Below are 26,407 nucleotides of genomic sequence, written 5' to 3'. Positions count from 1 at the left end.
CGGCACGAGGAGTCTCGCCGGCTGAGTCCGCAGGTGGTTGCGCGGGAAAGGTAAACCTTCCGGAGCGCATGGAGGCTGGGAGTGCACACCTCTGCCCGGCGCGGCGGAGACCGCCCGGTCGCCGATGAGGGGAGCGGGCGCCGGTCAGGCCCGGCGACGGGCGGCGTCGAGGAGCCCACGGAGCACTGCGGCCTCCGCCGCGGGACGCTCGGCGTCCTCGCTGCGCCCCAGGGCACGCAGCCGGTCCGCCGCCTCGACCCGCTCCGCCACCTCCCGCTCGACCACCGCTCGCACCTCGTCCTCGGAGAGCTCCCGCCGCGGGACGTCGGCCGCCCCCACCCCGAGGGCGGCCTCCTCCGCCGCACCCGCCCGCGGGTGTCCGTCCGACGGGACGGCCTCGGCGTTGCCCAGCGCGGCGAGGGCCGAGCGCAGCGCCGAGACGGTCACCGCGTCCCGGGCCCGCATCGCCGGCACGAGACCGGCCGACAGGGCCGCCCGCACGTCGCCCGACGCCGCCCCACCGGTCACGACCACGCCGCGACGAGGAGCACGAGCGGCGCGGTGAGGGCCACCGCCGCGATGGCGTAGGCGGCGGCGGCCAGGCGGGGGTGCGGCCCCAGCGCGAGCAGCTGCATCCGCACCGGTGCCGACGTCCCCGCGCCCATCGCCTCGTCGGGGTAGCGGCTCTGGGCGATGGCCACGAGGGCCCGCGCCGTCGCCACCTCCCCGCTGCGACGCACGGCGGCCCGGTCGGCCAGCGCCTCGACGAGCAGCCGCACCTCGGTCAGCGCCCGGTGCGAGCGCAGCGCCGACGGCACCGACTCGTGAAGCACCGTGAAGAACTCCAGCAGCAGGTCGTGCCGGGCCCGTAGGTGCGCCTTCTCGTGCGCGACGACGGCCGCGAGCTGCTCCTCGGGCAGGGTGTCGAGCACCCCCTGCGACAGCACGACCCGCGACGATCGCCCGGGGATGCAGTACGCCGTCGCGGTGGGGTGCTGCAGCACGCGCAGGCCGTCCCGGTCGTGCTCGGCGACGATGTCGACGATCTCGCGGTGCCGCGCCCGGGCGGCGCGGATGCGGGTGCCGACCCGGTGCCCCGACACGAGCACCCGGACGATGAGGGCGGCGCTCACGCAGGCCGCGACGACCACGAGCACCGGGTGCTGCCGCAGGTCGTCGGCTCCCGCGAAGAGCGGCAGCGCGGCCGGCGCCACGAAGAGCGCGGCGAGCACCCCGCCGAGCGAGACCGCCTGCCAGGCCACGAGAGCGGCCCGCGGCGCACGCCGGAAGCGCGGCTGGCGGGCCAGCAGCCCGGGCGCCACCCACACGAGGGCGACGGCCAGCCCGGCGAGGACGAGCGGGAGCACGCCCCCATGGTGGCAGGGGAGCCACCCCCGCGTCAGCCCGCCGCGGGCAGCGTCACCTCGGGCGCCCGGGCGGCCGGAGGACGCAGCGGGGGGAAGGGTGGCAGGAGGGCCGTGGGGCCGGGCGAGGGAAGGTCGGTCTGCACGGGGTCAGCGGCGCAGCCGACCGCGTAGACCCCGCGGGCTGCTCGCCCTCTCCTCGGCCTTGGCCTCGACCTCGGCGAGCACCGCCTTGATGTCGGCGATCTCCTCCGAGCTCGCGCCGTCGAAGAAGTGCAGAAGGGCGGCCCGGCGGTCCGTGACCTCCATGTCGTCGAGGGTGCGCCGCATCGTCTGCGCGGTGAGGGCCTCGCGGGAGTCGGCGGGGAAGTAGCGCCAGGCGCGTCCCTCCCGGACGCGCGTCACGAGCTCCTTCTTCGCGAGCCGGTCGAGCACGGTCATGACGGTCGTGTAGGCGATCTCGCGGTCGCGCTCGAGGATCTCGAAGACCTCGCGGACGGTCGCGCCGTCGGTGTGGCCGGCCTCCCAGAGGCGCTCCATGACCACGCGCTCGAGGTCGCCGAGTCGGGGTGCGGAGGTCGAGTGCGGCATGGCTACTCCTGGGGGCCGGGACGGACGGAGAGGTCGAGGACGGTGTCGAGACGGTCGAGCGCCTCGGGGCGGTGGCTCACGAGGACGACGGCGCGGTCGCGGGTCGCGTCGAGGACATCATCGAGCACGGCCGTGGCCGTCGGGTGGTCGAGGTGCGCGGCGGGTTCGTCGAGGAGCACGACCGGGCGGTCCGCGAGCACCGCGCGGGCGACGCCCAGGCGGGTGCGCTCGCCGCCGGAGAGCCCGCGGCCGCCGGTGCCGAGCCGGGTGTCGAGGCCGTCCGGCAGGCCGTCGAGCCAGCCACGCAGGCCCGCGAGGTCCAGCGCGCGGCGCAGCGCGGCGTCGTCGCAGCCCGGCCGGGCCAGGCGCAGGTTCTCGGCGAGGGTCGTCGCGAAGACGTGGGGCTCGTCGTCGACGACCGCGACGTCGCCGCGGGTGTCGGCGAGGGCCAGCCCGCGGACGTCGGCGCCGCCGACGGTGTGCCGGCCGCCGCTGACGTCGAGGCTGCGGGCCAGCACGGCCAGCAGGGTGCTCTTGCCCGACCCGTTGGGCCCGACGACGGCGACGTGGCGGCCGGGCACGAGCTCGAGGTCGGTCGGGGCGAGGTCCTCGCGCGCCCCCGTCCACGAGGCGCTCGCGGACTCCAGCCGGACGGTCGTCCCACCGGCGGCGGAGGCGTCGGCGCGGGCCCCCGGGTGCACGGGCTCGTGCACGGCGGGGTCCTGGTCGAGGAGGCGCTCGAGGCGCGCGCGGCTGCCCTGGGCGCGGGCGAGGGCGCGCATCGTGTCGACGAGCGGGGCGAGGGCCTCGCCGACCGCGACCGGCACGAGCACGAGCAGCGCGGCGACGGGGCCCCCGGTGGCGCCTGGGTCGACGACGGTGGCGGCGGCGACCGTCGCGGCGGCCGTGCCGAGCAGCAGGAGCGCGGCGACGAGCGCGCGGCCCCGGCTCTGCCGACGGACGGCGGCCCGCAGCGTCGCGTGGGCCGCGTCGAGCCAGCCGAGCGCGGCGTCCTCGGCCCCGATGGCCCGCAGCTCCCCGGCCTGGCGGGCGACGAGGTCACCGACACGGGCGGTCTCGGCGCGGGCGGCGAGCAGCTCGTCCCGGGAGCGGGACTCGAACCACCACGCGAGGACGCACCCGAGCGCGACGACGACGAGCAGCCCCGCGACGACGAGCCCGACGGCCGGCGCGAAGGCCGCCGTCAGCGCGGTCGCGAGCAGACCGGCCATTGCGCTGGAGACGAGCGGCACGGTGACCCGGACCTGTGCCTCGACGACGTCGGTCAGGTCGTCGACCACGCCGGTGAGCACGGCCGAGCGCGACCGGCGCCCGAGGCGCGCCGGGGTCAGGGGCACGAGCGCGCGGTACACGGCGCCGCGCCGGTCGGCGAGGTCGGCGAGCGCCGCGTCGTGCGACACGATCCGCTCGAGGTAGCGGAAGAACGGCCGGGCCATCCCGAACGCGCGCACGGCGACGATCGCGGCCAGCAGCGTGAGGATGACGGGCCGCTCGCTCGCGCGGACGACGAGCCAGCCGGACGTCGCCGTGAGGGCGATGCCGGCCGAGGTCGCGGCGCCGCCGAGGAGCCCCCCGAGGACGGTGGTCCGGGTGGGGCGCAGCACGGTCGTGGTGTCGCTCACCGGTGCACCTCCGTCCCGGTCGCCGTGACGACGACGTGCCGGTCGGCGAGGCGCACCAGCTCCGGGCGGTGCGTGACGACGACGACGGTGCGCCGTTCGGCGAGCTCCTGGAGCAGCGCGTGCACCTGCGCGCTCGCGTGCTCGTCGAGGTGGGCGGTGGGCTCGTCGACGAGCAGCACGGGCGCGGTCGACAGGGTGGCGCGGGCGATGGCGACGCGCGATCGCTGGCCGGCCGAGAGCCCGACGCCGTCGTCGCCGAGCGGCGTGGCCAGCGCGTGCGGCAGGCCGGCGACGAAGCCCTCGAGCCCGACCCGGCGCAGCGCCTCCCAGAGCGCGTCGTCGGGGGCGTCGGTGCCCAGGCGCAGCGCGTCGCGCAGGGTGCCGGCCGGGAGGAAGGGGCGCTGGGTCACGAGGTGGGTGCGCCCGGCCGAGACGACCCCGGAGGACGGGGTGCGCAGGCCGGCGAGCAGCTCGAGGAGCGTCGACTTGCCGACGCCCGAGGGGCCGGTGACGACGGTGAGGCCGGGGCCGGCGGACAGCGTCACGTCGCGGACGACCGGCTCGGGGCTGCCCGGGTAGGCGTACGAGACCTCCCGCAACTCGGCCCCGACGAGGTCACCGCTCCCGTCCGCGGGCTCGGGCGCCGGCGGGTCGGCCGTGAGGTCGTCGAGGACGGCGGCCACCGCCTCCGCCCCGTCGGCCGCGTTGTGGAACTCGGCGCCGACCCGGCGGATCGGCCAGTAGGCCTCCGGCGAGAGGAGGATGGCGAGCAGGCCGGTCTGCAGCGCGACCGTCCCGTGCGTGAGGCGCAGGCCGACCGTGACGGCGACGATGGCGACCGAGATCGACGCGAGCAGCTCGAGCGCCGCGGAGCTCATGAAGGCCAGGCGCAGCGTGCGCATCGTCGCCGTGCGGTGCCGACGGCTGACGTCGCCGACGACCTCGACCTGGCGCTCGGCCCGGCCGTACCCGACGAGCGTGGGGAGGCCGCGCATGACGTCGACGAAGTGGCCGGAGAGCTGCGAGAGGGCCTGCCACCGGCGGTCGGTCTCGTCGCGGGTGGCGGCGCCGATGAGCGCCGCGAAGAAGGGGAGGAGGGGCAGGGTGAGGACGACGACGAGGGCGCTCAGCGGGTCGACCCAGAGGAGGGCCGCGACCGCCATCACGGGGACGGCCGCCCCGGCGACGAGGGCCGGCAGGAAGCGGGCGGCGTACGGCTCGACCGCGGCGACCCCCTGCGCCGCGAGGGTGGCGGCGCGGTCGGGGTCCGGGCGCTGCTCCGCGGGGACGGTGAGCCAGCGCCGCAGGAGGGCGCTGCGCAGGGCGGCGGTCACCTCGACCCCGGCGCGGGCGGCGACGCGCTCGGAGGCCCAGCCGAGGCCGGCGCGCCCGACGAGCAGCCCGGCGAGCCAAGCCGCGGGACCGACGATCCCCGCGCCCTCGACGACCGCCACGACGAGCGCCGCGAGGGCGAACGCCGTACCGATCGTGGCGGCCCCCTGAAGCACGCCGACGACCGCCAGGAGCAGGACGGGTCGGCGGGCCGCGGGGGCGACCGCGAGGACGCGGGGGTCGAAGGGCCTCATCGAGGGGTCAGGGTCCTCACTTGACCGCGACCGGGGCGGGGATGTGGTGCGTCCCGATCCGCTTGCGGAAGGTGTAGTAGGTGTACGCGGTGTAGAGGAGCACGATCGGCGTGAAGACGAGCGCCGCGCCGGTCATGATCTTCAGGGTGAGCGGGCTGCTCGACGCGTTCTCGATGGTCAGCGACCGACCGCCGGCGAGGCTCGTCGGCATGACGTCCGGGTACAGGGCCAGGAAGTACGTGGCCACCGCGGTCGCCGCCGTGACGGCCGTCCCGATGAACGCCCAGCCCTCGCGGCCCTGCGTGTTGGCGTAGATCGCTGCGAGGAGCGCGACGGCGGCGACGACCGTGGTCACCCACGACCACACCGAGCCGGTCGCGACGTTGAGCCAGAGCAGCGTGACCACGGCGAGGCCGGCCGTCACGAGCCCGAGGACGGTGCCCATCCGACGGGCGTCCTCGCGGATCGACCCGCTGGTCTTGAGGGCGAGGAAGAACGCGCCGTGGGTGAGCGAGAGCGCCAGCACGGTGAGGCCACCGAGCAGGCTCAGCGGGTTGAGCAGGGTGAGGAGGTTGCCCGCGTACTCCGAGTCGCCGTCGAGCGGGACACCGCGCACGACGTTGGTCAGCGCGACCCCGACGAGGAGCGGCGCGGCGACCGAGCCGCCGATGATCGCGATGTCCCAGCGCTTGCGCCACGTCGCGTCGTCGCGCTTGCCGCGGTACTCGAAGCCCATGTTGCGCACGATGAGCGCGACGAGGACGAGCAGGAGCGGCAGGTAGAACGCGGAGAACATCGTCGCGTACCACTCGGGGAAGGCGGCGAAGGTGGCGCCGCCGGCGGTGAGGAGCCAGACCTCGTTGCCGTCCCAGTGGGGACCGATCGTCGTGAGCATCACGCGGCGGCGCTTCTCGGTGTCCTCGGCGTCCGCGCCGGCGCCGAGCGAGGGGAGCAGGGCGCCGACACCGAAGTCGAAGCCCTCGAGGACGAGGTACCCCGCCCAGAGGAGGCCGATGAGGCCGAACCAGAGCAGCTGAAGAGTGTCCATGGTGTGCGAGTCCCTGTGGTCAGTAGGCGAACTGGAGGGGAGCGTCCTCGGGGACGTCCGTGTGGTCGGCCGGGTCCTCGAAGGGCTCGGCGCCACGGCGGACGTAGGTGAGGAAGAGCTTGACCTCGACGACGGCGAGCGCCGCGTAGAGGAGCGTGTAGACGACCATCGACACCCAGACCTCGCCGACGCTGACCGAGGGCGAGACGCCGGTGGCGGTCGTCATCAGGCCGTAGACGAGCCAGGGCTGGCGGCCCATCTCGGTGAAGATCCAGCCGAAGCTGTTCGCGGCGATCGGCAGGAGCGGGGTGAGGATGGCGACCGCGGTCCACCAGCGGGCCTGCGGGACACCGTTCTTGCGGGTGACCCAGAGCGCCGCGGCGGCGAGGAGCATCGTGAGGAAGCCGGCGCCCATCATGAGGCGGAAGGTCCAGTAGGCGACCGGGATGATCGGCGCGTAGTCGTCGGCCCGGACGAGCGCGGCGACGTCGGGGCCGTACTGCTGCCCGACCTTCTCGGCCATCGCGCGCTCGGAGACCTTGAGGTCGTTGATGCCCTCGACGGACCCGTTGAAGTCGCCGGTGCCGAGGAAGGAGAGCAGCCCGGGCACCTGGATGACGCGGGTGGCGCTGCTGCCGTCGAGCGGGCCGATCGACAGGACCGAGAACGGTGCGTTGCTCGTGGTGTCGTAGAGCGCCTCTGCCGCAGCCATCTTCATCGGCTGGACCTCGGTCATGATCTTGCCCTGGACGTCGCCGGAGACGATGACGCCGAGCGAGGCGACGAGGGAGACGACGGCGCCGACGCGGACGGCCTTGCGGTACATCGGGGCGTCGTCGGTGGCGTGGTCGCGGCGCAGCAGCCAGAGCGCGACCCCCATGATCACGGCGCCGCCGACCATGTAGGCCGAGAGGACGACGTGGGGGAAGGTGACGAGCTGGACCTTGTTGGTCAGCACGGCGAGGAAGTCGGACATCTCGGCGCGGCCGGTCTCGGGGTTGAACGTGTAGCCCACGGGGTGCTGCATGAACGAGTTGGCCGTGAGGATGAAGTAGGCCGACAGCACGGTGCCGACGTGGGTGAGCCACATCGAGCTCGCGTGGAGCTTCTCGGGGATGCGGCCCCAGCCGAAGATCCAGACACCGAGGAAGGTCGACTCGAGGAAGAAGGCGAGCAGCGCCTCGAAGGCGAGCGGCGCGCCGAAGATGTCGCCGACGAAGCGGGAGTAGTCCGACCAGTTCATCCCGAACTGGAACTCCTGGACGATGCCCGTGACGAGACCGAGCGCGAAGTTGATGAGGAAGAGCTTCCCGAAGAACTTCGTGAGGCGGTAGTACTCGGGGCGGTGCGTGCGGACCCACTGGGTGTGGAAGTACGCGACGACACCGGACATCCCGATGGTCACCGGGACGAAGAGGAAGTGGTAGACCGTCGTGATGGCGAACTGCCACCGGGCGACGTCGAGCGAAGATCCCATGCCTTGCTCCTGGAGCGCGTGTAGTACGACGTGACGTAGTACAAACTACACAACGTCGTAGATCGCGCCCAGCCGTCCCGGTGTGAGGCGGGCCACGCAGGCCTGCCTCACCTCACGCGGTGGGGCCGCCGCTCAGGCGTCGGGGTAGCCGTGCGGGTTGCGCGACTGCCAGCGCCAGGTGTCGGCGCACATGTCGTCGACGGTGCGCGTCGCGCGCCAGCCGAGCTCGGCCTCGGCCCGCGACGGGTCGGCGTAGGACGCGGCGATGTCGCCGGGCCGGCGGTCGACGACCTCGTGCGGCAGCTCGTGGCCGCAGGCCCGCTCGAACGCGTGGAGCAGCTCGAGCACCGACGTGCCGTGGCCGGTGCCGAGGTTCCACGTCGACACCGCGTCGTCGGTGCTCCCGAGGCGCGCCAGCGCGGCGACGTGCCCCGCGGCGAGGTCCTCGACGTGGATGTAGTCGCGCACGCCCGTGCCGTCCGGCGTCGGGTAGTCGCCGCCGAAGACGAGGAGCTTGTCGCGGCGGCCGACCGCGACCTGCGCGATGTACGGCATGAGGTTGTTCGGCACGTCGGACGGGTCCTCGCCGATCGTCCCCGAGGCGTGGGCGCCGACCGGGTTGAAGTAGCGCAGCAGGGCGACGCGCCACGTGGGGTCGGCGGCGGCGACGTCACGCAGCACCTGCTCCTGCATCACCTTGGTCCAGCCGTAGGGGTTGGTCGCCGAGGTGGGCAGGTCCTCGTGCATCGGCACCGGCGCCTCGGCCCCGTAGACGGTGGCCGAGGACGAGAACACGAGTCGGCGCACGCCGTGGCGGCGCATCGCCCGCACGAGCGAGAACGTCGAGCCGAGGTTGTTCTCGTAGTACTCCAGCGGCTTCTCGACGCTCTCGCCGACGGCCTTGAGCCCCGCGAAGTGGATGACCGCGTCGAACGGCTCGTGCGCGAAGAGGTGCTCGGTCTTGTCGTGGTCGGTCAGGTCGAACGAGCGGACGTCGAGCGGCTGCCCGGTGATCGCCTCGATGCGCCCGACGACGGTGGGCTTGGCGTTGGCGAAGGAGTCGACGACGACGACGTCGTGCCCCGCGCCGACCAGCTGGACGACCGTGTGGGACCCGATGTAGCCGGCACCGCCGGAGACGAGGACGCGCATGGCGTCGACCCTAGCGCCGCGGGCGTCGCGCTCAGTCGTCCTCGGGGAGGACGACGCTCAGCACCCACGAGACGAGGGTGATGACGATGGCTGCGAGCACCGCGTCCCAGAAGAAGTGGTCGATGGTGAACGACAGCCCGAGGCCGTTGCTGATCCACTCGGTGATCTGGAGCATCAGCGCGTTGACGATGAACGTGAACAGGCCGAGGGTCAGGACGATGAAGGGGAACGAGAAGAACTTCGCGATCGGCTTGATGACGGCGTTGACGAGCCCGAAGACGAGCGCGACGAGGACGATCGTGAGGATCTTGCGGCCGGTGGACACCTGGTCCTCGGCGAGGTCGACCCCCTGGACGACGAGGGCGGCGACCCAGAGGGCGACGGCGTTGATCCCGACCCGGATGAGGAAGTTCGTCACCGCTCGATCATGACAGGTCGCGGGCCCGGGGTGACGGACCCGCGAGGGCGCATCCGGCCTACATCTCCTCGTGCGTGTCGGGGTCGCCGTCGAAGAGACGTCCGTCGGGCCGGCCGAGGCCGGTGATGGCGGCCATCTCGTCGTCGGTCAGCGCGAAGCCGGTGACGTCGAGATTCTCGCGCTGCCGCGACGGCGTCGCGGACTTGGGCAGCGGCATCGAGCCGAGCTGCACGTGCCAGCGCAGGATGACCTGCCCGGGGGAGACGTCGTGCGTCGACGCGGCGGCGGCGACGGGGTCGGCTCCGAACGGCGCCTGCCGCTTGCCGAGCGGGCTCCACGCCTGGGTGAGGATGCCGAGCCGCGCGTGCACGGCCCGCATCTCCTCCTGGGGGAAGAGCGGGTGCAGCTCGACCTGGTTGAGCGCCGGGGTCACACCGGACTCCTCGATGACGCGGGTCAGGTGCGCCTCGGTGAAGTTGCTGACGCCGATGGTCTCGACGAGGCCCTCCCGCTGCGCCTCGACGAGCGCCTGCCACGCCTGCGGGTAGAGGTCGCGGCTCGGGTTCGGCCAGTGGATGAGCGCGACGTCGATCCGCTCGAGGCCGAGGGTGCGCGCCGAGTCGCGCAGCGAGGTGAGCGCGAGGTCGCGCTCGTGGAAGCGGCCGGGGACCTTCGTCGCGACGCGCACCTCCTCGCGCGGGACGCCGCTGCGGCGCAGGGCCTCGCCCACCTCGGCCTCGTTCTCGTAGTTGACCGCCGTGTCGAGGTAGCGGTAGCCCGCCTCGAGCGCGGAGACCATCGCCTCGATGCCCTCCTCGCCGCGCAGCGGGTAGGTGCCGAAGCCGACGAGGGGCGCGGTCGTGCCGTCGGAGAGCCGGTGCGGGGTGGGGTCGGAGGCCATGCGCCCACGCTAGCCGCGAGGCGTCCCCGCACCGGTCCCACCCGTCGAGTGAACAGGACACGCCGTCGGGGCCGACGGTCGCACGGCGCGTCCTGGTCTCGCGGAGGGGGGCGGGACCGGCGGGGGGCGGCGGCGGGCGCGGGCGGTCCTACAGTGGTGGCCATGACCGACGACCTCACCGCCGAGGCCGCGGCGCGCCCCACCCCGGTGCGCCTGCGCGACGCCCTCGGCTCCCTGCCCGCGTACGCCCCCGGCAAGCCGGCGACGGCTCGCGAGGGGCTCGTGACCTACAAGGCGAGCAGCAACGAGAACCCGTTCCCGCCGCTGCCGTCGGTCCTCGACGTCGTGCGTGACGCGGCGGGCGGCATCAACCGCTACCCGGATATGGCGGTGACCGCGCTCACCGAGGCGATCGCCGCGCGGCTCGGCGTCCCGGCCGCGCGCATCTCGACCGGTCCGGGGTCGGTCGGCGTCCTCGACCAGCTCGTCCGCGCGACGTGCGACGACGGCGACGAGGTCCTCTTCGCGTGGCGCAGCTTCGAGGCCTACCCGATCCTCACGACGCTCGCCGGCGCGACGCCCGTCATGGTGCCGCTGGCGCCCGGCGAGCGCCACGACCTCGACGCGATGGCCGACGCCGTCACCAAGCGCACGCGGCTCGTTCTCGTCTGCACGCCGAACAACCCGACGGGCACGACGGTCGGCGCCGACGAGCTCGAGGCGTTCCTCGCGCGCGTGCCACGCGACGTGCTCGTCGTCATCGACGAGGCCTACCTCGAGTTCGTCGACGCCCCGGACGCCCCGGACGCGATGGCCGTCCACGAGGCCCACCCCAACGTCGTCGTGCTGCGGACCTTCTCGAAGGCCTACGGGCTGGCCGGCCTGCGGGTCGGGTACGCCGTCGCGCACGAGCCGGTGGCGCAGGCGCTGCGCAAGTCGGCGCTGCCGTTCGGGGTCAACTCCCTCGCGCAGGTCGCGGCCCTGGCGTCGCTCGACGCCGCGGACGAGCTCGACGTGCGCGTCAAGGAGCTCGTCGCCGAGCGCGAGCGGGTCGTCGCGGCGCTGCGGGAGCAGGGCTGGGACGTGCCGCAGCAGCAGGCGAACTTCGTGTGGTTCCCGCTCGGGGACGACACCCCGGCCTTCGCGGCGGCCTGCGACGAGGCCGGGCTCACCGTCCGGCCGTACGCCACCGACGGGGTGCGCGTCACGGTCGCCGAGCCCGAGGCCAACGACCGCCTCCTCGAGGTCGCCGGCCGCTGGCGCGCGGCCCACCCCGCCTGACGCCGCCCCTCCTCCCTCCCTCCTCCCCACGAACGTGTGTGAAGAACGTCGGCATACCGACGTTCTTCACACACATCCGCATCAGCTGACCGTGACCGACGACCCCGCACGCGCGGGGTCGTCGCGTCCCGTCCCCCCGCCGGGGGCGCGGGTGGTGGCGCAGGAGCTGGGGTGATCGCCCCACGTCCGGCGCCATCAGCGACGCCACCGACCCCGCCGTCCGCGGTCCCCGCCGCCGTCCGCTCGCGCTGCAGCCCGCGGCCACCCACCAGCTCCTCCACGTGCTCCTTCCCGCGAACGCGTGTAAACCCGCCGGGGTCGCCCGGCGGTTTCACACGCGATCGCGGATGGTCGAGCGCGGCAGGGCAGGATGGCGCGCGTGCGCATCCTCCTGACCGGCGCGGCCGGGTTCATCGGCACGGCGACCTGGCGCGAGCTCGTGGCCGACGGCCACGACGTCGTCGCGGTCGACCTGCTCCTGCCCGAGGCCCATGCGGCCACGACGCGCGACGACCCGCCGGCCGGTGTCCACGTCCTCGACGTCCGGGAGGCCGGGGGATGGGCCGACCTCCTGCAGGGCTGCGACGCCGTCGTCCACCTCGCCGCGATGGTCGGCGCCGGCGCGACGGCGGCCGACCTGCCCCTCTACGCCGGCCACAACGACCTCGGCACCGCCGCGCTGCTCGCCGCGATGCACGCCGAGAGGGTCGGCCGGTTCGTCCAGGCGTCCTCGATGGTCGTCTACGGCGAGGGTCGCTACTCCTGCCCGCAGCACGGCCCGCAGGCGCCCGGGCCGCGCACCCGCGAGGCGCTCGACGGCGGCGAGTTCGACAACCCCTGCCCGGTCTGCGGCGGCCCGCTCGACTGGGACCTCGTCCCGGAGGACGCCCCGTTCGACGCCCGCAGCAGCTACGCGGTGAGCAAGGTCGCGCAGGAGGGGTACGCCGCCGCGTGGGCGCGCCAGGCCCCGGGCGCCGCCATCTCGCTGAGGTACCACAACGTCTACGGGCCGGGGATGCCCCGCGACACCCCCTACTCCGGCGTCGCCGCGATGTTCCGTTCGTCGCTCGAGCGCGACGAGCCGCCGACCGTCTACGAGGACGGGCGGCAGATGCGCGACTTCGTGCACGTCGCCGACGTCGCCCGCGCCAACCTCGCCGCGGTCCGCGGGGTGCTGGACGCCCCGGCCGCCAGCCACCGCGCCTACAACGTCTGCTCGGGCACGCCGATCGCCATCGCCGACGTCGCGCGTCACGTGGCCTCCGGCTCCGGCCGCGACCTCGAGCCGCGCATCACCGGCCAGTACCGGATCGGGGACGTGCGCCACGTCGTCGCGTCGCCGGAGCGGGCGCGCGAGGAGCTGGGGTTCACGGCGACCGTCACGCCCGAGGAGGGCCTCGGCGCCTTCGCGACGGCCCCACTGCGCGCCTGACCAGCCCGCGCCCCACCTCCGCCGCGCGCTCAGGCGCGGGCTACACCGCAGTACGTGGCGCCACAGCGGCACGTACTGCGGTGTAGCGAGCGACGGCTGCGGTCACCAGACGGTGCGGACGAGGTGCTGGACGAGCAGCGCGAGCACCCCCTGGCCGACGAGCGCCGGCCGCCGCCAGCGCTCGGGCAGCCACAGCGTGCCGAGGAGCATCCACGGCACGAACGGCAGCCAGATGCGCTCGACCTCGGCCTTGCTCATGAGCGAGAGGTCGGCGACGGCGACCATCCCGACCCCCGCGGCGACGAGCGGGCCGGCGGCGCGCTCCCACGTGGCCGCCGACGCACGACCGGCCGCGGTCACCAGCCGCACCACGGGCCGCGACGCCGCCGCGACCCCCGCGGGCAGGGCGAACCCGGCGCAGATGACGAGGGCGCCGAGGTTGCCGACGACCCAGTACCAGGCCGGCCGGCGGCTCGCGACGTCGCCGGGCGCCCAGTAGCGGTCGTGGAGGACCGGGAAGGCCTCCCACCAGGCGAAGCCGAGCGCCGCGAAGGTGAGCACCACCCCGAGGGCCACGAGCGCCGCAACCCCGGCCACGCGCACCCCCTCGGCCCACGTGGTCCGCGCGGCGAGCAGCACCCCGACGGCGAGCAGCCCGGCGAGGACGAGCCCGTAGGACTCCATGACGCACCAGCCGAGCAGCAGCCCGGCGACGACGGCGAGCACCCAGCGACGAGGGCCACCGGCCCGCAGCGCGGCGGCGAGCGCGGCCATCCCCCAGGCGACGGTGGCGGCGAAGACGGCGTCGGCCGAGACCGCGGCGATGACCGCCGACGGGCCGACGACGAGGAAGGGCAGCGCGCGGCGGGCGGCGTCGCGGGCGCCGAGGCGGTCGAGGGTCACGGCGACGGCGACCGGGGTGGTGGCGGCGACGGCCACGACGATCGGACCCGCCACCTGCCAGGCGCCCAGGCCGATCCGGTCGAGCCCGATGAACATGAGGACGGCCCCCGGCGGGTGCCCGGCCAGGTGCACCGCCCAGTGCCCGGGCGCGTCGAGGGGGATGCGCGAGACGTAGACGCGCAGCATCTCGCCGACGTCGTCGATCTTGCGGGCGCTCTCGAGGTACTCGGTGCCGTGGTCGAGGACCCGGCCGAGGCCGGCGTACCCGTCGACGAGCGCGAGCGAGACCATCCAGACGGCGCCGACCACCCACGACGCGAGCAGCAGCCGCCGCCACGGCACCCGTTCGACGAGCGACGGCAGGCGCGGGTGCGCGAGCGCCACGACGACGAGGACCGCGACGACGCTGCTCGGGCCGTACCGCAGGACCCAGTCGCCGATGAGGGGAGCCGCGCCCCCGGCGACGACGTCGACGCCGGTGAGCACCGGCACGAGGACGGCGAAGCCGACGACGAGCGCGCCCACGAGCAGCCCCCACCCGGCGCGCCGGCCGGCGCCGTCGACCCGCGGCGCGGGCGGTCGGGTCGTCACGGGCGCGGAGGTCATGGCCCCAGCATGCCCTGCGCGCCCCGGCCGCCCGGCCTCCGCGACCGACCCCCACCTACGACGTCGCACCCAGCAGGCCGGACGCTCGGCGCGTGCGGAGGTTCGCGACCACCTAGGCTCGCGCCGTGACCACCTGCGACCTCGTGCTGCCGTGCCGTGACGAAGCGGCGGCCCTGCCCGGCGTGATGGCGCGCGTGCCCGAGGGCTTCGCCGTCATCGTCGTCGACAACGGCTCCCGCGACGGCACCGCCGAGGTCGCCCGCGGCCTCGGCGCCACCGTCGTCGAGGAGAGCCGGCCGGGCTACGGCGCCGCGGTGCACGCCGGCGTCGAGGCGGCCAGCGCCGAGTACGTCGCGGTGCTCGACGGCGACGGGTCGATGGACCCCGCCGAGCTCGTGCCGCTGCTCGAGGAGGTCCGGCGCGGTGAGGCCACGATGGCCGTCGGCCGTCGCCGCCCGGGCGCCCGCGGCGTCTGGCCGTGGCACGCCCGTACCGGCAACGCCGTCGTCCTCGCGTGGCTGCGCCGGCGCACCGGCCTCGCCGTCCGCGACATCGCGCCGGCACGCGTCTGCCGGCGCACCGACCTGCTCGACCTCGGGGTCCAGGACCGCCGCTTCGGCTACCCCGTCGAGCTGCTCGTCCGGGCCCAGCGGGCCGGCTGGACCATCACCGAGCACGACATCACCTACCTGCCGCGCGCGGCCGGCACCAGGTCCAAGGTCTCCGGCTCGGTCCGCGGCACGCTGCGGGCGGGACGTGACTTCGCCCGCGTCCTCGCGACGGAGGCGGGCCGATGAGGGGCAGCATCCTCGTCATGGCCAAGGCCCCGGTGCCGGGTCTGGCCAAGACCCGCCTCGCCGCCCGCGTCGGCGACGAGGCCGCGGCCGACCTCGCCGCCGCAGCCCTCCTCGACACCCTCGACGCCGCCGCGCAGGTATGGCCGCGCGGTCGCCGCGTCCTCGCGCTCGCCGGCGACCTCTCGCAGGCCCTGCGGGAGAAGTCGATCCGTCGGATGGCCGCCGACTGGCACGTCGTGCCCCAGGGCGGCGTCACCTTCGCCGAGCGCCTCGTCGACGGCCACCGCCAGGCCCACCGGCTCGCCGGCGGGCCGGTCGTCCAGGTGGGGATGGACACGCCGCAGGCCCACCCGGACCAGCTGCGCGCGGTCGCCGACGCCGCCCACGACCACGACCGGCCGGTGCTCGGCCCCGCGCTCGACGGCGGTTGGTGGGTGCTCGTGACGACCCACCCGCACCAGGCGCGCGTGCTCGCCGGGGTGCCGATGAGCCGCGACGACACCGGCCGCCTCACGGCCGCGGCGCTCACCGAGGCAGGTCACCCGCCGGTCGAGGGCCCGGCGCTGCGCGACGTCGACGAGGTCGAGGACGCGCAGGCCGTCGCTCTCGAGGCGCCGGGCACCCGGTTCGCCGAGAGGTGGCGCTCGCTCGTGCTCCTGCCCGAGGCCGACCGCGGCAGCACCGGCGCGAGCCGATGAGCGAGCGGGCGCTGCGCGGGCTCGCCGCGCGCCTCGACGCCCGGATCCCCCGGCCGGAGGACTTCGACGACACCCTGCGCGGCCCGCGCACGGCGGCCCGCATCGGCGTCTGGCTCGGGCCCGCGTTCGTGCTCTGCTTCCTCACCGGCCTGTTCAGCCACGCCCTCCAGCACCCCGGCTCCTTCCCGCTGCCGACCGGTCCGACCCGCCTCTACCAGGTGACCCAGGGCCTGCACGTCGCCGCGGGGACGGCGGCCGTGCCGTTGCTGCTCGTCAAGCTGTGGGCGGTCTTCCCGCGCTTCTTCGAGCGCCCTCCGCTCGCGCCGCGGCGGCTCGTCCTGCACCTGCTGGAGCGCGTCTCGGTCTTCCTCCTCGTCGGGTCGGCGGTCTTCCAGCTCGCGACCGGGCTGGCCAACTCGGCGCAGTGGTACCCGTGGCGCTTCGACTTCATCCGCTCGCACTTCGCGATCGGATGGGTCGCCGTCGGGTCGGTGATCCTCCACGTCGCCGTCAAGCTGCCGCAGGTGCGCGCGGCCTTCGGTGCGCCGCCGGAGGTCCGTCCGGCGCGGGCGGGCACGCCGTCGCGCCGCTCGCTGCTGCGCACGACGTGGCTGGCCTCCGCCGTGGCGGTCGTCGCGACGTCTGCCGTCGAGCTGCCCGGGTTGCGTCGGGTCGCGCTGCTCGCGGTCCGCTCCGGCGACGGTCCGCAGGGGATCCCGGTCAACCGCAGCGCGGTCGGGGCGCTCGTCGCCGACCTCGCCGTCGACCCCGCGTGGCGGCTCAAGGTCACCGGGCCGTCGGGCACGGTCGAGCTGTCGCGGGACGACCTCCTCGCGATGCCCCAGCGGTCGGTCGTCCTCCCCATCGCGTGCGTCGAGGGCTGGAGCGCCAGCGGCACGTGGGGCGGCGTGGCGGTGCGCGACGTCGTCGCGCTCGTCGGCGGCACGACGTCCGACGACGTGACCGTCCGCTCGATGCAGCCCCGCGGCGCCTACCGCGAGTCGACGCTGCCGTCGGCCTGGGTGGCGCGGACCGACTCCCTGCTCGCGCTGTCGCTCGCCGGCGAGCCGCTGGACCCCGACCACGGGTACCCCTGCCGCCTCATCACCTCGGCGAGGCCCGGTGTGTTGCAGACCAAGTGGCTGGGCGAGGTCGAGGTGGTCCGGGCATGAGGGCCGCTCGGCTCGCGCTCGGTGCCGTCGGCCTGGCCGCGCTCGCGTGGGGGCTGCTCCTCGTCGCCGACCTCGGCCCGCAGGTCGTCGACGTCCTCGTGTGGGTCGTCGGCGGCGTCCTCGCCCACGACGCCGTCCTCGCGCCGGTCGTCGTCGGGCTGGGCGCGCTGCTCGCGCTCGTCGCCCCGCGGTGGCTGCGCCCGCCGCTCGTCCGGCTGCTCGTCGTCCTCGGGCCGCTCACGCTCGTCGCCGTCCCGGTGCTCGGACGGTTCGGCGCGCGGCCCGACAACCCGACACTGCTCGACCGCCCCTACCGCACCGGGTGGCTGGCCATCGCGGCGGTCGCGGTGCTGCTCACCGTCGTCGGCGCGCTGCGGGCCCGGCGGGCTCAGCTCGTCGACGAGACCGAGCCGCGTCCGTAGGGGTGCGGGCGCTTCGCGACGACGTCCGAGAGCCGGGCGAGTCCCGCGGCGTCCCAGCCCTCCGGGCGGGTGATGGCCACCCAGGCGCGCAGGTTGGCCGGTGCCGAGTAGAGGTGCCCGTAGCCCATCGGGACGCTGCCGGCACCGGGCAGGTCGAGCAGCACCTGGACCATCGTCACGAGCGGGAACCAGCCCATCCGTGGTGACACGTCCGGACCCCGCTGGTCGGCCCGCAGCCACGCCGGCGGGGTGAACGCGAGGTCGGTGCTGAAGAAGACGACCGGGTCGGACGCGTGCTGGAGGTAGACGACGCGGGTCGGCCCCCACTGCCCGGCCGTGCGGTCGACGTCCCGGGTCTCGGACGCGAAGCGCACGGTGCGTCCGCCGCCGTACACGGGCAGCGACGCGGGGCTGCCGGCATCCCGCTCGGCGACGAGCTGGGCGTGCACCGGCGAGACGAACGGCGGCCCGACGAGGAGCGCGCCGTCGATCGGCTCGTTGATGAGGTTGAAGGAGCCGAGGATGCTCTCGACCCCGTACGCGCCGAGCGAGAGGCCGTAGAGGTAGAGGCGCGGTCGGCTCTCCTCGGGCAGCGTCGACCAGTAGCGGTGCACGGCCGAGAACACCGCCTGCGAGGTCTCGCGCGCCGAGTCCTGGTCGGCGAGCAGCGAGATCCAGCTCGGCAGGTACGAGTACTGCACCCCGGCGATGGCGGTGTCACCGTTCCACAGGTACTCGAGCGGGTCGGTGCCGTTGCGGTCGAGGTACCCGGTGCCGGTCGTCGTCGCCAGGACGAGCACCTTGCGCTCGAAGGCCCCGGTCCGCTGGAGCTCGCGCAGGACGAGCTGCGCCCGTTCCTCGGCCGTCTCGGCGCTGCGCAGCCCGACGTAGACGCGCACCGGCAGGCGGGCGCCGCCGCCGGTCACCGCGTTGATGGCGTCGATGCTCGGCCCGCCGGACACGAAGCCGCGCCCCTCGGCGCCGAGGTCGGCGAAGTCGACGAGCGAGCCCGGGCCGCCGGAGCGCACCGGCGCCGTCGGGGCGCGCGAGCCGCTGGAGACGACCTGGTCCGACGGGGCGAAGAGGGCGTTGGCGCCCGCGAAGAAGGCGTTGACCAGCACCCCGGTGAAGGCGGCCCACAGACCGACGACGACGAGCGTGCCGCCGAGCAGCGCCGAGACGCGTCGCGGCATCCGGCGGTTCAGTCGGCGGCGCACCGCGAGGAAGGCCCAGGCCACGGTGCGCGTCACGAGCAGGAGCCCGACCGCCGCCAGGACCGTCACCGCCGCGACGAGCGGCCAGCCGTCCGGCCCGATCGGCGGCATCCCGTAGAGGATCCGGATGTCGTTCTGCCAGCCGACCTGCTTCCACGCGGCGAGGACGAGCGCGGCGACCGCGACCGCGGCGGCCGCCCCGACGACGGCCTCGTGCAGGCGGCCGCGCAGCCGCGGGATGCCGAGGTAGGCGCGCAGGGCCGAGAGGGTCGTTCCGGCCGCGTAGCCGAGGAAGAGGCTCACGCCCGAGATGGCGCCCTGGACCACGGACGGGCGCGGCAGCAGCGAGGGGGCGAGGGAGGCCGCGGTGAAGACCGCCCCGAGCAGCAGCCCCGGCCCGGAGAAGCGGGCGTCGGTGATGCGCGACGGCGCGCCGAGGGGCGGTTCGAAGCGCTGCAGGCGCGCGCCGGTGGCCGCGAGGCGGGCGACGAGCGGGACGGCCCGGCCGCGCCGGTCACCCGGCCGTGCGCGCGTCTGCAGGGTCATCGTCCTCGTCCCGTGGGTCCCGTCGCGGCGTCGGACCGCCGCACCGGTCAGGGTACGGTGGCCCCGACACCGGCCGTGACCCCTGCCACACCCCGCAGCGACGTCGCGACGCCCCCGAGAACGGCCCCCCACACCGGGGCCCGAGAAGGAGTGCCCAGTGAGCGACAACGAGGTCGCCCCCCTCGAGACCGCCTTCGGCGTCGACCACCACGTGACCACCGCGGAGGCCCCCGAGCGCCCGGCGCACGAGGGGGGCCCCGAGATGGTCCAGCTGCTCAGCCCGGAGGGTGAGCGGGTCCCGAACGCCGAGCTCGACGCGCTCGTCGACGAGCTGTCCGACGAGGCCCTGCGCGGCCTCTACCGCGACCTCGTCCTCGTGCGCCGCTTCGACGCCGAGGCCACCGCGCTCCAGCGCCAGGGCGAGCTCGGCCTGTGGGCCAGCCTGCTCGGCCAGGAGGCGGCCCAGGTCGGCTCCGGCCGCGCGATGCGCCGCCAGGACTACGCCTTCCCGACCTACCGCGAGCACGGCGTCGCCTGGACCCGCGGCGTCGACCCGGTCAACCTCCTCGGGATGTTCCGCGGCGTCAACCACGGCGGCTGGGACCCCAACGAGAAGAACTTCCACCTCTACACGATCATCATCGGCGCCCAGACGCTCCACGCGACCGGCTACGCGATGGGCGTGCAGCGCGACGGCGACGTCGGCACCGGCGACGAGCGCCGCGACACCGCCGTCATCGCCTACTTCGGCGACGGCGCGACCTCGCAGGGCGACGTCTCGGAGGCGCTCGTCTTCGCCGGCGTCAACAACAGCCCGGTCGTCTTCTTCTGCCAGAACAACCAGTGGGCGATCTCCGAGCCCAACGAGAAGCAGACCCGTGCGCCGCTGTGGCACCGCGCCCGGGGCTTCGGCTTCCCCGGCATCCGCGTCGACGGCAACGACGTCCTCGCGGTCTGGGCGGTCACCAAGCAGGCGCTCGACGCCGCCCGCTCCGGCCAGGGCCCGACCTTCGTCGAGGCCTTCACCTACCGGATGGGCGCGCACACGACCTCCGACGACCCGACGAAGTACCGCGTCTCGGCCGAGGTCGAGGTGTGGAAGCACCGCGACCCCATCGAGCGCTACAAGCGCTGGCTGACGACCACCGGCAAGGCCGACGCCGACTTCTTCGACGCCGTCGACGCCGAGGCCGACGAGCTCGGCACCTCGGTGCGCGAGCGCTGCCTCGCGATGCCCGACCCGCAGCCCTCGGAGATGTTCGACCACGTCTACGCGACCGAGCACCCGGTCACCGCGCGCGAGAAGGAGTGGTTCGCCGGCTACCACGCGTCCTTCGAGGAGGAGGGGGCCCGATGAGCACCACGACGATCGCCAAGGGCATCACCTCGGGCCTGCGGGCCGCCATGGAGAAGGACCCCAAGGTCGTCCTCATGGGCGAGGACATCGGCAAGCTCGGTGGCGTCTTCCGCGTCACCGAGGGCCTCCAGAAGGACTTCGGCGAGGACCGCGTCATCGACACCCCGCTGGCCGAGGCCGGCATCATGGGTACCGCGATCGGGATGGCCCTGCGCGGCTACCGCCCGGTCGTCGAGATCCAGTTCGACGGCTTCGTCTACCCGGCGTTCGACCACATCGTCAGCCAGGTCGCCAAGCTGCACGCCCGCTCGCTCGGCTACGTGACGATGCCGCTCGTCATCCGCATCCCGTTCGGCGGTGGCATCGGCGCGGTCGAGCACCACAGCGAGTCGAACGAGACCTACTTCGCGCACACCGCCGGCCTGCGGGTCGTCGCGTGCAGCAACCCGCACGACGCGCACTGGATGATCCAACAGGCGATCGAGTCCGACGACCCCGTCGTGTTCTACGAGCCCAAGCGGCGCTACTGGGACAAGGGCGAGGTCGGCGAGGGCCCGGACGGCGCGCTCGGCTCGGCCCGCGTGCTTCGCGAGGGCACCGACCTCACGCTGCTGGCCTACGGCCCGATGGTCAAGACCTGCCTCCAGGCCGCGCAGGCGGCGCAGGAGGAGGGGCGCTCGCTCGAGGTCGTCGATCTGCGCTCGCTCTCGCCGCTCGACGAGGGGGCCATCCTCGCGTCGGCGCGCAAGACCGGCCGGGTGGTCGTCGTCCACGAGGCGTCGACCTTCCTCGGCATCGGCGCGGAGATCTCGGCGATGGTCACCGAGCGCGCGTTCTACGAGCTCGAGGCGCCCGTGCTGCGCGTCGGCGGCTACAACGTCCCCTACCCGCCGAGCCGTCTGGAGGAGGAGTTCCTCCCCGACCTCGACCGGGTCCTCGACGCCGTCGACCGTTCGCTCGCGTACTGAAAGGCACTGCCGCAGATGGCTCTTCGTGAGTTCAAGCTCCCCGACCCGGGCGAGGGTCTGACTGAGGCCGACATCGTCACCTGGCACGTCGCCGTCGGTGACACCGTCAAGGTCAACGACGTCGTCGTCGAGGTCGAGACGGCCAAGTCGCTCGTCGAGCTGCCCGTGCCGTTCGCCGGCACCGTGTCGGCGCTGCACGTCGCCGAGGGCGACACCGTCGAGGTCGGCACGCCGATCATCACCGTCGACGACGGGGTCGGCGGTGCGGCTGCCCCGGCGGCGCCCGCCCCGGCGCAGGAGCCGGCGTCTCCGGCCGCTCCTGCTCCTGACGGTGAGGAGATCGGCGAGGGGCTGATCGGGGGCACGACCTCCACCGGCCGCACCGCCGTCCTCGTCGGCTACGGCGTCAAGCAGACCGAGGCCGTCCGCCGTCCCCGCAAGGGGGCCGCGACCCCGGCCCCGGCCGCATCGCCGGCCGCCGCTCCCGTGCACCAATCGACGAATGTGTCGACTTCTGTACGGTCGGACGCCCGGCCGGACGCTCCAGGCGTGCAGGAATCGTCGAATGTGTCGACTTCTGCACGGCCGCAGGCGGCGACGGGCGCCCGCGCGCTGGCCAAGCCGCCGGTGCGCAAGCTGGCCAAGGACCTCGGCGTCGACCTCGGCTCCGTGACGCCCACCGGTGACGGCGGCGTCGTCACCCGCGCCGACGTCGAGTCCGCCGCCTCCGGTGCCTCGCAGCCCGCTGCCGCGGCCCCCGACCGCTCGGTGGAGCCGGGCGCCCGCGAGACCCGCGTCCCGGTCAAGGGTGTCCGCAAGATGACGGCGCAGGCGATGGTCGGCTCCGCCTTCACGGCCCCGCACGTCACCGAGTGGGTCACCGTCGACGTCACCGCGACGATGGACCTGGTCGAGAACCTCAAGCGGGACAAGGAGTTCCGTGACGTCAAGGTCACGCCGCTCCTCGTGCTCGCCAAGGCGATGTGCGTGGCGGTGCGTCGCAACCCCGAGATCAACGCGAGCTGGGACGAGGCCGCCCAGGAGATCGTCCTCAAGCACTACGTCAACCTCGGCATCGCGGCGGCGACGCCGCGCGGCCTCGTCGTCCCCAACATCAAGGACGCCGACCGGATGACGATGCGCGAGCTCGCCGACGCGATCGCCGGCTTGACCGCGACCGCCCGCGAGGGCCGTACCCAGCCGGCCGACATGTCCGGCGGGACGCTGACGATCACCAACGTCGGGGTCTTCGGGGTCGACGCGGGCACGCCGATCCTCAACCCCGGCGAGTCGGCCATCCTCGCGTTCGGCTCGGTCACCCGCCGGCCGTGGGTCGTCGGCACCGGGGCCGAGGAGCGCATCGAGCCGCGGTGGGTCACGACCCTCGCGCTCTCGTTCGACCACCGCCTCGTCGACGGCGAGCTCGGCTCGCGCTTCCTCGCCGACGTCGCGGCCCTCCTCGCCGACCCCGCCCGCGGGCTGGTCTGGGGCTGACCGGTGGCCACTGGGGAGCACGGCGTCGTCTTCCCGACGGCCGGTGACCGGCGCTCGACGTCGGCCACCGGCCGCGGGGTCGTCGCGGACGCCCTGCGCCCGGTCGACCCCGTCGGCGCCGGCGCTGCCGAGCGCGAGACCAACTGGCGCAGTGGGTATCTCACCCACTTCCGCCGTCTCGTCGAGGCCGGGCTCCCCAGCTACTCCGACGCCCGCTCGGTCGCGGAGGCCGGGCTCGCGTCGGTCCACCAGCGGATGCGCTGGAGCCCCGACGGCGCCGAGGAGCACCCGCTGTCGGCGGCCGTGGCCGGTGGCACCGCGCCCGGCGTCGAGACGCTGGCGGGAGGTGGCCGCGCCGACACCGCGCTGACCATCCCCTACCGCGGGCGCCGGCTCGCCGGTGACGACCTGCGCCGCCAGCTCGACGCGTGGGTGGACGCGGACGTCGTCGAGCCGAGCCTGCGCGACGCCGTCACGGCCGTCCTCGAGAACCCGGAGTGGCTGCGGCTCGACGGGCGCGCGGTCGTCGTCCTCGGCGCCGCGGCCGAGATGGGCCCGCTGCGCTCGCTCCTGCGCTGGGGTGCCACCGTCGCCGCGCTCGACCTGCCGCGCCCCGAGCTGTGGACCCGCTTGCTCGACGACACCCGCGGCCTGGCCGGCACCCTCGTCGTGCCGGCGCGCCCGGGTGACGGCGACCTCGCGCACCGCGCCGGCGTCGACCTGCTGCACGACCTGCCGGACGCGACGGCGTGGGTCGGCGGTCTCGAGGGCCGTCTCGTCCTCGGCAACTACGTCTACGCCGACGGCGCGACAAACGTCCGGGTCAGCACCGCCCTCGACGCACTGACGCAGGCCGTGCTCGCCCAGCGCTCCGACACCGCGCTGTCCTTCCTCGCGACGCCCACCGACGTCTTCGCGGTGCCCGGCGAGGCGGTCGACGCGTCCGTCGAGGCGTACGCGACCCGGCGCACCTCGAAGGTCCTGCGGGTGCCGCTGCGCACGCTGTCGGGCGGGCGCCTGCTGCGGCGCAGCTACGTCCCGGGCTCGGAGCCCGGCATCAACGACTCCGTGGTGCTCCAGCAGGGGCCGAACTACCTGCTGGCCAAGCGGATCCAGCGCTGGCGCGCGACCGCGGCCCGGGCCGCCGGCACGACGGTGTCGTTCAAGGTCGCGCCGCCGACCCGCACGCGCTCGGTCGTCAAGAACCGGGCGCTGGCGGCGGCGTACTCGGGGGCGCACCGGTTCGGGGTCGAGGTCTTCGAGCCCGGCACCGCGAACACCCTGATGGCGGCGCTGCTCGTCCACGACCTCGTCCAGGGCCCGCCGGCGCACGACCACCCGTGGCAGGACGAGGCGTACGCCGCGGCCCACGGCGGTCTCTGGCGGACGGCCTACGACCCGCGCAGCGCGCTCGGGCTCGCGGCCCTCCTCGGCGCCGCCTCCGCCCGCTGACCCACCCGTCCGCCGTCCGTCTCGTCTGCCCCCGGCGCCCTCCTTCTCCCCGAACGTGTGTGAAATCGCCGGTGGACCCCGGCGATTTCACACACGTTCGCGATGAGGGAGGCGCTGGGAGGGGAGCCGGGAGCCCGGGAGCCGCGGTCAGGGGTCGCGGCGGTGGGGCGCGAGGCGGGCGGCCTGCCGGGTCAGGTGGTCGCGCTCGTCGGTGCGCGTCGCGGCGGCCGCGGCCTCCGCGTAGAGGCGCGCCGCGTCCGCGAGGTCGCCGGCCCGCTCGTGGAGATGTGCGGCCACGGCGGCGTACCGCGGCAACGAAAGGTCGAGCTCGCGCAGGGCCCGCAGGCCCGCCGCCCCGCCGTCCGCCTCGCCGACCGCGACCGCCCGGTTGAGCCGGTGGACGGGGCTGCCGGTCAGCGCGACGAGCTCGTCGTACCACTCGACGACCTGCACCCAGTCGGTCTCCTCCGCCCGCAGCGCGTCGGCGTGCAGCGCCGCGACGGCCGCCTGCGCCTGGTACTCGCCGAGCCGGTCCCGCGCCAGCGCGTCCTGGAGCAGGTCGATGCCCTCCGCCGCCAGCCGCCGGTCCCAGAGCGCCCGGTCCTGCTCGGGCAGTGGCACGAGCCGGCCCTCGGCGTCCCGCCGCGCCGCCCGCCGGGAGTGGTGGAGCAGGAAGAGCGCGAGCAGCCCGCGCACCTCCGGCTCGTCGGTGAGCGCGACGAGCCGCCGGGCCAGCCGGATGGCCTCCGCCGCCAGGTCGACCTCGCCGGCGTAGCCCTCGCTGAACACGAGGTAGAGCACCCGGAGCACGGTCGCGAGGTCGCCGGGGACCTCCAGCGGCACGTCGGCCAGGGTGCGCTTGGCCCGGCTGATGCGCTGCGCCATCGTCGCCTCGGGCACGAGGTGGGCCTCGGCGATCTGACGGGTCGTCAGCCCGCCGAGCGCCCGCAGCGTCAGAGCAGTTGCGGCAGAGGGCGACAGCGACGGGTGGGCGCAGAGGAAGTACAGCCACAGGGTGTCGTCGGACGCCGCGGCCGGGCCGGGCGGGGGCTCGTGGTGGAGCCGCTCCTCCCGGGCCCGGCGCGAGGCGTCCGAGCGGACGAGGTCGACGTGGCGCCGCCACGCGACCGTGACGAGCCAGGCCCTCGGGTCGTGGGGCGGCTGCTCGCCCCACTGCTCGTGCGCGGCCAGCAGCGCCTCCTGCACGGCGTCCTCGGCCGACGCGAAGTCCGCTCCGCGCCGGACGAGGACGCCGATGACCTGCGGCGCGAGCTCGCGCACGAGCGTGGGGTCGAGCGCGCTCACTCGACGGCGTTGGGCCGGGTGTCGAGGAACGGCCGCAGCTCGAGCCACTCGCCGATCGGGACGCCGCCCGCGCCGGGCGCCGACGAGAGGACGGACGCGACCTCCAGCGCGCGCTCCTCGGACTCGACGTCGATGACCATCCAGCCGGCGATGAGGTCCTTGGTCTCCGCGAACGGGCCGTCGACGACCGGTGGCCGGCCCTCGCCGTCGAACCGGACCCACGTGCCGCCCGGCGAGAGCGCCTGCGCGTCGACGAACTCGCCGCTCTCGCGCAGCTCGTCGGCGAGGTCGTCCATGAAGCGCACGTGCGCGTCGACCTCCTCGGGCGTCCACCGGTCCATCGGCACGTCGTGCACCGCGGTCTTCGGGCCGCGGTAGTGCTTGAGCATCAGGTACTTCGCCATCGGTCTCTCCTCGGTGTGGTGCGGCCCATTCTGGCCGCGCTCACCCCTGGGTCGGAGCCGCCGACGGCTTCTCGACATCTCCGCCCCCTCCTTCTCCGCGAACGTGTGTGAAGAACGTCGGCACACCGACTGTGGTGTGCCAGGACATGCCTGACAGGTGATGTGACAGGACATCG

The 26,407-nt window shown here is 74.8% G+C and carries 24 protein-coding genes; 10 read left to right on the top strand and 14 right to left on the bottom strand.

Annotation, left to right across the window (positions count from 1 at the left end):
• Positions 1-144: 144 nt before the first annotated feature.
• From KMZ30_RS07685 to KMZ30_RS07640, 10 genes are all read right to left on the bottom strand, one after another.
• The gene (locus tag KMZ30_RS07685; RefSeq protein ID WP_215511900.1) at positions 145-534 is read right to left on the bottom strand and encodes a GatB/YqeY domain-containing protein; all 390 of its coding nucleotides are present in this window, start codon (positions 532-534) and stop codon (positions 145-147) included.
• Positions 525-1,367 carry a M56 family metallopeptidase gene (locus tag KMZ30_RS07680; protein ID WP_215511901.1) on the bottom strand — a complete coding sequence of 281 codons (843 nt, stop codon included), beginning with the start codon at positions 1,365-1,367 and terminating at the stop codon, positions 525-527. Before KMZ30_RS07680 ends, KMZ30_RS07685 begins: the two co-directional genes overlap by 10 nt.
• A 147-nt stretch (positions 1,368-1,514) precedes the next feature.
• Positions 1,515-1,955: a BlaI/MecI/CopY family transcriptional regulator gene (locus KMZ30_RS07675; RefSeq protein WP_036829083.1), complete on the bottom strand. Its 441-nt coding sequence runs from the start codon at positions 1,953-1,955 to the stop codon at positions 1,515-1,517.
• Between the two features lie 2 nt (positions 1,956-1,957).
• On the bottom strand, positions 1,958-3,598 hold the full coding sequence (gene cydC, locus KMZ30_RS07670; protein ID WP_215511902.1) for a thiol reductant ABC exporter subunit CydC: 1,641 nt from the start codon (positions 3,596-3,598) through the stop codon (positions 1,958-1,960).
• Positions 3,595-5,184, bottom strand: a complete 1,590-nt coding sequence (gene cydD, locus KMZ30_RS07665) for a thiol reductant ABC exporter subunit CydD (RefSeq protein ID WP_215511903.1) — start codon at positions 5,182-5,184, stop codon at positions 3,595-3,597. Before cydD ends, cydC begins: the two co-directional genes overlap by 4 nt.
• A gap of 16 nt (positions 5,185-5,200) precedes the next feature.
• Complete coding sequence (cydB, locus tag KMZ30_RS07660) at positions 5,201-6,232, bottom strand: cytochrome d ubiquinol oxidase subunit II (RefSeq protein ID WP_215511904.1); 1,032 nt, start codon at positions 6,230-6,232, stop codon at positions 5,201-5,203.
• 19 nt (positions 6,233-6,251) lie between these two features.
• Positions 6,252-7,709 carry a cytochrome ubiquinol oxidase subunit I gene (locus tag KMZ30_RS07655; protein ID WP_215511905.1) on the bottom strand — a complete coding sequence of 486 codons (1,458 nt, stop codon included), beginning with the start codon at positions 7,707-7,709 and terminating at the stop codon, positions 6,252-6,254.
• Positions 7,710-7,841: 132 nt separating this feature from the next.
• Positions 7,842-8,861: a UDP-glucose 4-epimerase GalE gene (gene galE / locus KMZ30_RS07650; protein WP_215511906.1), complete on the bottom strand. Its 1,020-nt coding sequence runs from the start codon at positions 8,859-8,861 to the stop codon at positions 7,842-7,844.
• A gap of 31 nt (positions 8,862-8,892) precedes the next feature.
• Positions 8,893-9,279 carry a phage holin family protein gene (locus KMZ30_RS07645; RefSeq protein WP_215511907.1) on the bottom strand — a complete coding sequence of 129 codons (387 nt, stop codon included), beginning with the start codon at positions 9,277-9,279 and terminating at the stop codon, positions 8,893-8,895.
• 58 nt (positions 9,280-9,337) lie between these two features.
• Entirely contained in the window at positions 9,338-10,180 is an 843-nt protein-coding gene (locus KMZ30_RS07640) for an aldo/keto reductase (RefSeq protein ID WP_215511908.1), read from the bottom strand.
• A gap of 162 nt (positions 10,181-10,342) precedes the next feature.
• Here KMZ30_RS07640 and hisC point away from each other — a divergent pair, with 162 nt between their 5' ends.
• Both hisC and KMZ30_RS07630 read left to right on the top strand, forming a co-directional pair.
• Entirely contained in the window at positions 10,343-11,461 is a 1,119-nt protein-coding gene (hisC, locus tag KMZ30_RS07635) for a histidinol-phosphate transaminase (protein ID WP_215511911.1), read from the top strand.
• A gap of 370 nt (positions 11,462-11,831) precedes the next feature.
• Complete coding sequence (locus KMZ30_RS07630) at positions 11,832-12,893, top strand: NAD-dependent epimerase/dehydratase family protein (protein ID WP_215511912.1); 1,062 nt, start codon at positions 11,832-11,834, stop codon at positions 12,891-12,893.
• Between the two features lie 102 nt (positions 12,894-12,995).
• On the opposite strand, the gene KMZ30_RS07625 is transcribed toward KMZ30_RS07630, so the two are convergent.
• Entirely contained in the window at positions 12,996-14,402 is a 1,407-nt protein-coding gene (locus KMZ30_RS07625; RefSeq protein WP_215511913.1) for a hypothetical protein, read from the bottom strand.
• Between the two features lie 125 nt (positions 14,403-14,527).
• Here KMZ30_RS07625 and KMZ30_RS07620 point away from each other — a divergent pair, with 125 nt between their 5' ends.
• Genes KMZ30_RS07620 through KMZ30_RS07605 form a run of 4 tightly spaced genes read left to right on the top strand, consistent with a single transcriptional unit; the run spans position 14,528 to position 17,491 of the window.
• Positions 14,528-15,199, top strand: coding sequence for a glycosyltransferase family 2 protein (locus tag KMZ30_RS07620; protein WP_215511914.1), 672 nt, complete (start codon positions 14,528-14,530; stop codon positions 15,197-15,199).
• Positions 15,196-15,897, top strand: coding sequence for a TIGR04282 family arsenosugar biosynthesis glycosyltransferase (locus KMZ30_RS07615; RefSeq protein ID WP_215511915.1), 702 nt, complete (start codon positions 15,196-15,198; stop codon positions 15,895-15,897). Before KMZ30_RS07620 ends, KMZ30_RS07615 begins: the two co-directional genes overlap by 4 nt.
• Positions 15,894-17,069, top strand: a complete 1,176-nt coding sequence (locus KMZ30_RS07610) for a molybdopterin-dependent oxidoreductase (protein ID WP_215511916.1) — start codon at positions 15,894-15,896, stop codon at positions 17,067-17,069. The genes KMZ30_RS07615 and KMZ30_RS07610 overlap by 4 nt, the downstream gene beginning before the upstream one ends.
• On the top strand, positions 17,066-17,491 hold the full coding sequence (locus KMZ30_RS07605; protein WP_215511917.1) for a hypothetical protein: 426 nt from the start codon (positions 17,066-17,068) through the stop codon (positions 17,489-17,491). The genes KMZ30_RS07610 and KMZ30_RS07605 overlap by 4 nt, the downstream gene beginning before the upstream one ends.
• On the opposite strand, the gene KMZ30_RS07600 is transcribed toward KMZ30_RS07605, so the two are convergent.
• A complete protein-coding gene (locus KMZ30_RS07600; RefSeq protein ID WP_215511918.1) occupies positions 17,458-19,251 on the bottom strand; it encodes an alpha/beta hydrolase in 1,794 nt (597 codons plus the stop codon). The two genes, KMZ30_RS07605 and KMZ30_RS07600, sit on opposite strands and share 34 nt — an antisense overlap.
• Before the next feature lie 157 nt (positions 19,252-19,408).
• Between KMZ30_RS07600 and pdhA the strand changes: the two genes are divergently transcribed.
• The 4 genes from pdhA to KMZ30_RS07580 are packed head-to-tail and all read left to right on the top strand — an operon-like array spanning position 19,409 to position 24,522.
• Entirely contained in the window at positions 19,409-20,608 is a 1,200-nt protein-coding gene (gene pdhA, locus KMZ30_RS07595; RefSeq protein WP_308279608.1) for a pyruvate dehydrogenase (acetyl-transferring) E1 component subunit alpha, read from the top strand.
• Positions 20,605-21,576 (top strand): alpha-ketoacid dehydrogenase subunit beta, encoded by a 972-nt coding sequence (locus tag KMZ30_RS07590; RefSeq protein ID WP_215511919.1) that lies wholly within the window; start codon positions 20,605-20,607, stop codon positions 21,574-21,576. Before pdhA ends, KMZ30_RS07590 begins: the two co-directional genes overlap by 4 nt.
• 15 nt (positions 21,577-21,591) lie before the next feature.
• Positions 21,592-23,070, top strand: coding sequence for a dihydrolipoamide acetyltransferase family protein (locus KMZ30_RS07585; protein ID WP_215511920.1), 1,479 nt, complete (start codon positions 21,592-21,594; stop codon positions 23,068-23,070).
• A gap of 3 nt (positions 23,071-23,073) precedes the next feature.
• A complete protein-coding gene (locus KMZ30_RS07580; RefSeq protein WP_215511921.1) occupies positions 23,074-24,522 on the top strand; it encodes a Rossmann-fold NAD(P)-binding domain-containing protein in 1,449 nt (482 codons plus the stop codon).
• 147 nt (positions 24,523-24,669) lie between these two features.
• Here the strand turns inward: KMZ30_RS07580 and KMZ30_RS07575 are convergent, their stop codons facing one another.
• Positions 24,670-25,827 carry an RNA polymerase sigma factor gene (locus tag KMZ30_RS07575; RefSeq protein ID WP_215511922.1) on the bottom strand — a complete coding sequence of 386 codons (1,158 nt, stop codon included), beginning with the start codon at positions 25,825-25,827 and terminating at the stop codon, positions 24,670-24,672.
• A complete protein-coding gene (locus KMZ30_RS07570; RefSeq protein WP_215511923.1) occupies positions 25,824-26,231 on the bottom strand; it encodes a YciI family protein in 408 nt (135 codons plus the stop codon). The genes KMZ30_RS07575 and KMZ30_RS07570 overlap by 4 nt, the downstream gene beginning before the upstream one ends.
• Positions 26,232-26,407: the final 176 nt, after the last annotated feature.

The sequence above is a fragment of the Phycicoccus mangrovi genome, from assembly GCF_018729305.1.
In the GTDB taxonomy this organism is placed as follows: domain Bacteria; phylum Actinomycetota; class Actinomycetes; order Actinomycetales; family Dermatophilaceae; genus Phycicoccus; species Phycicoccus jejuensis.
The sequence above is the reverse complement of the archived record's forward strand: the minus strand, read 5'-3'. Positions and strand labels throughout refer to the sequence as shown.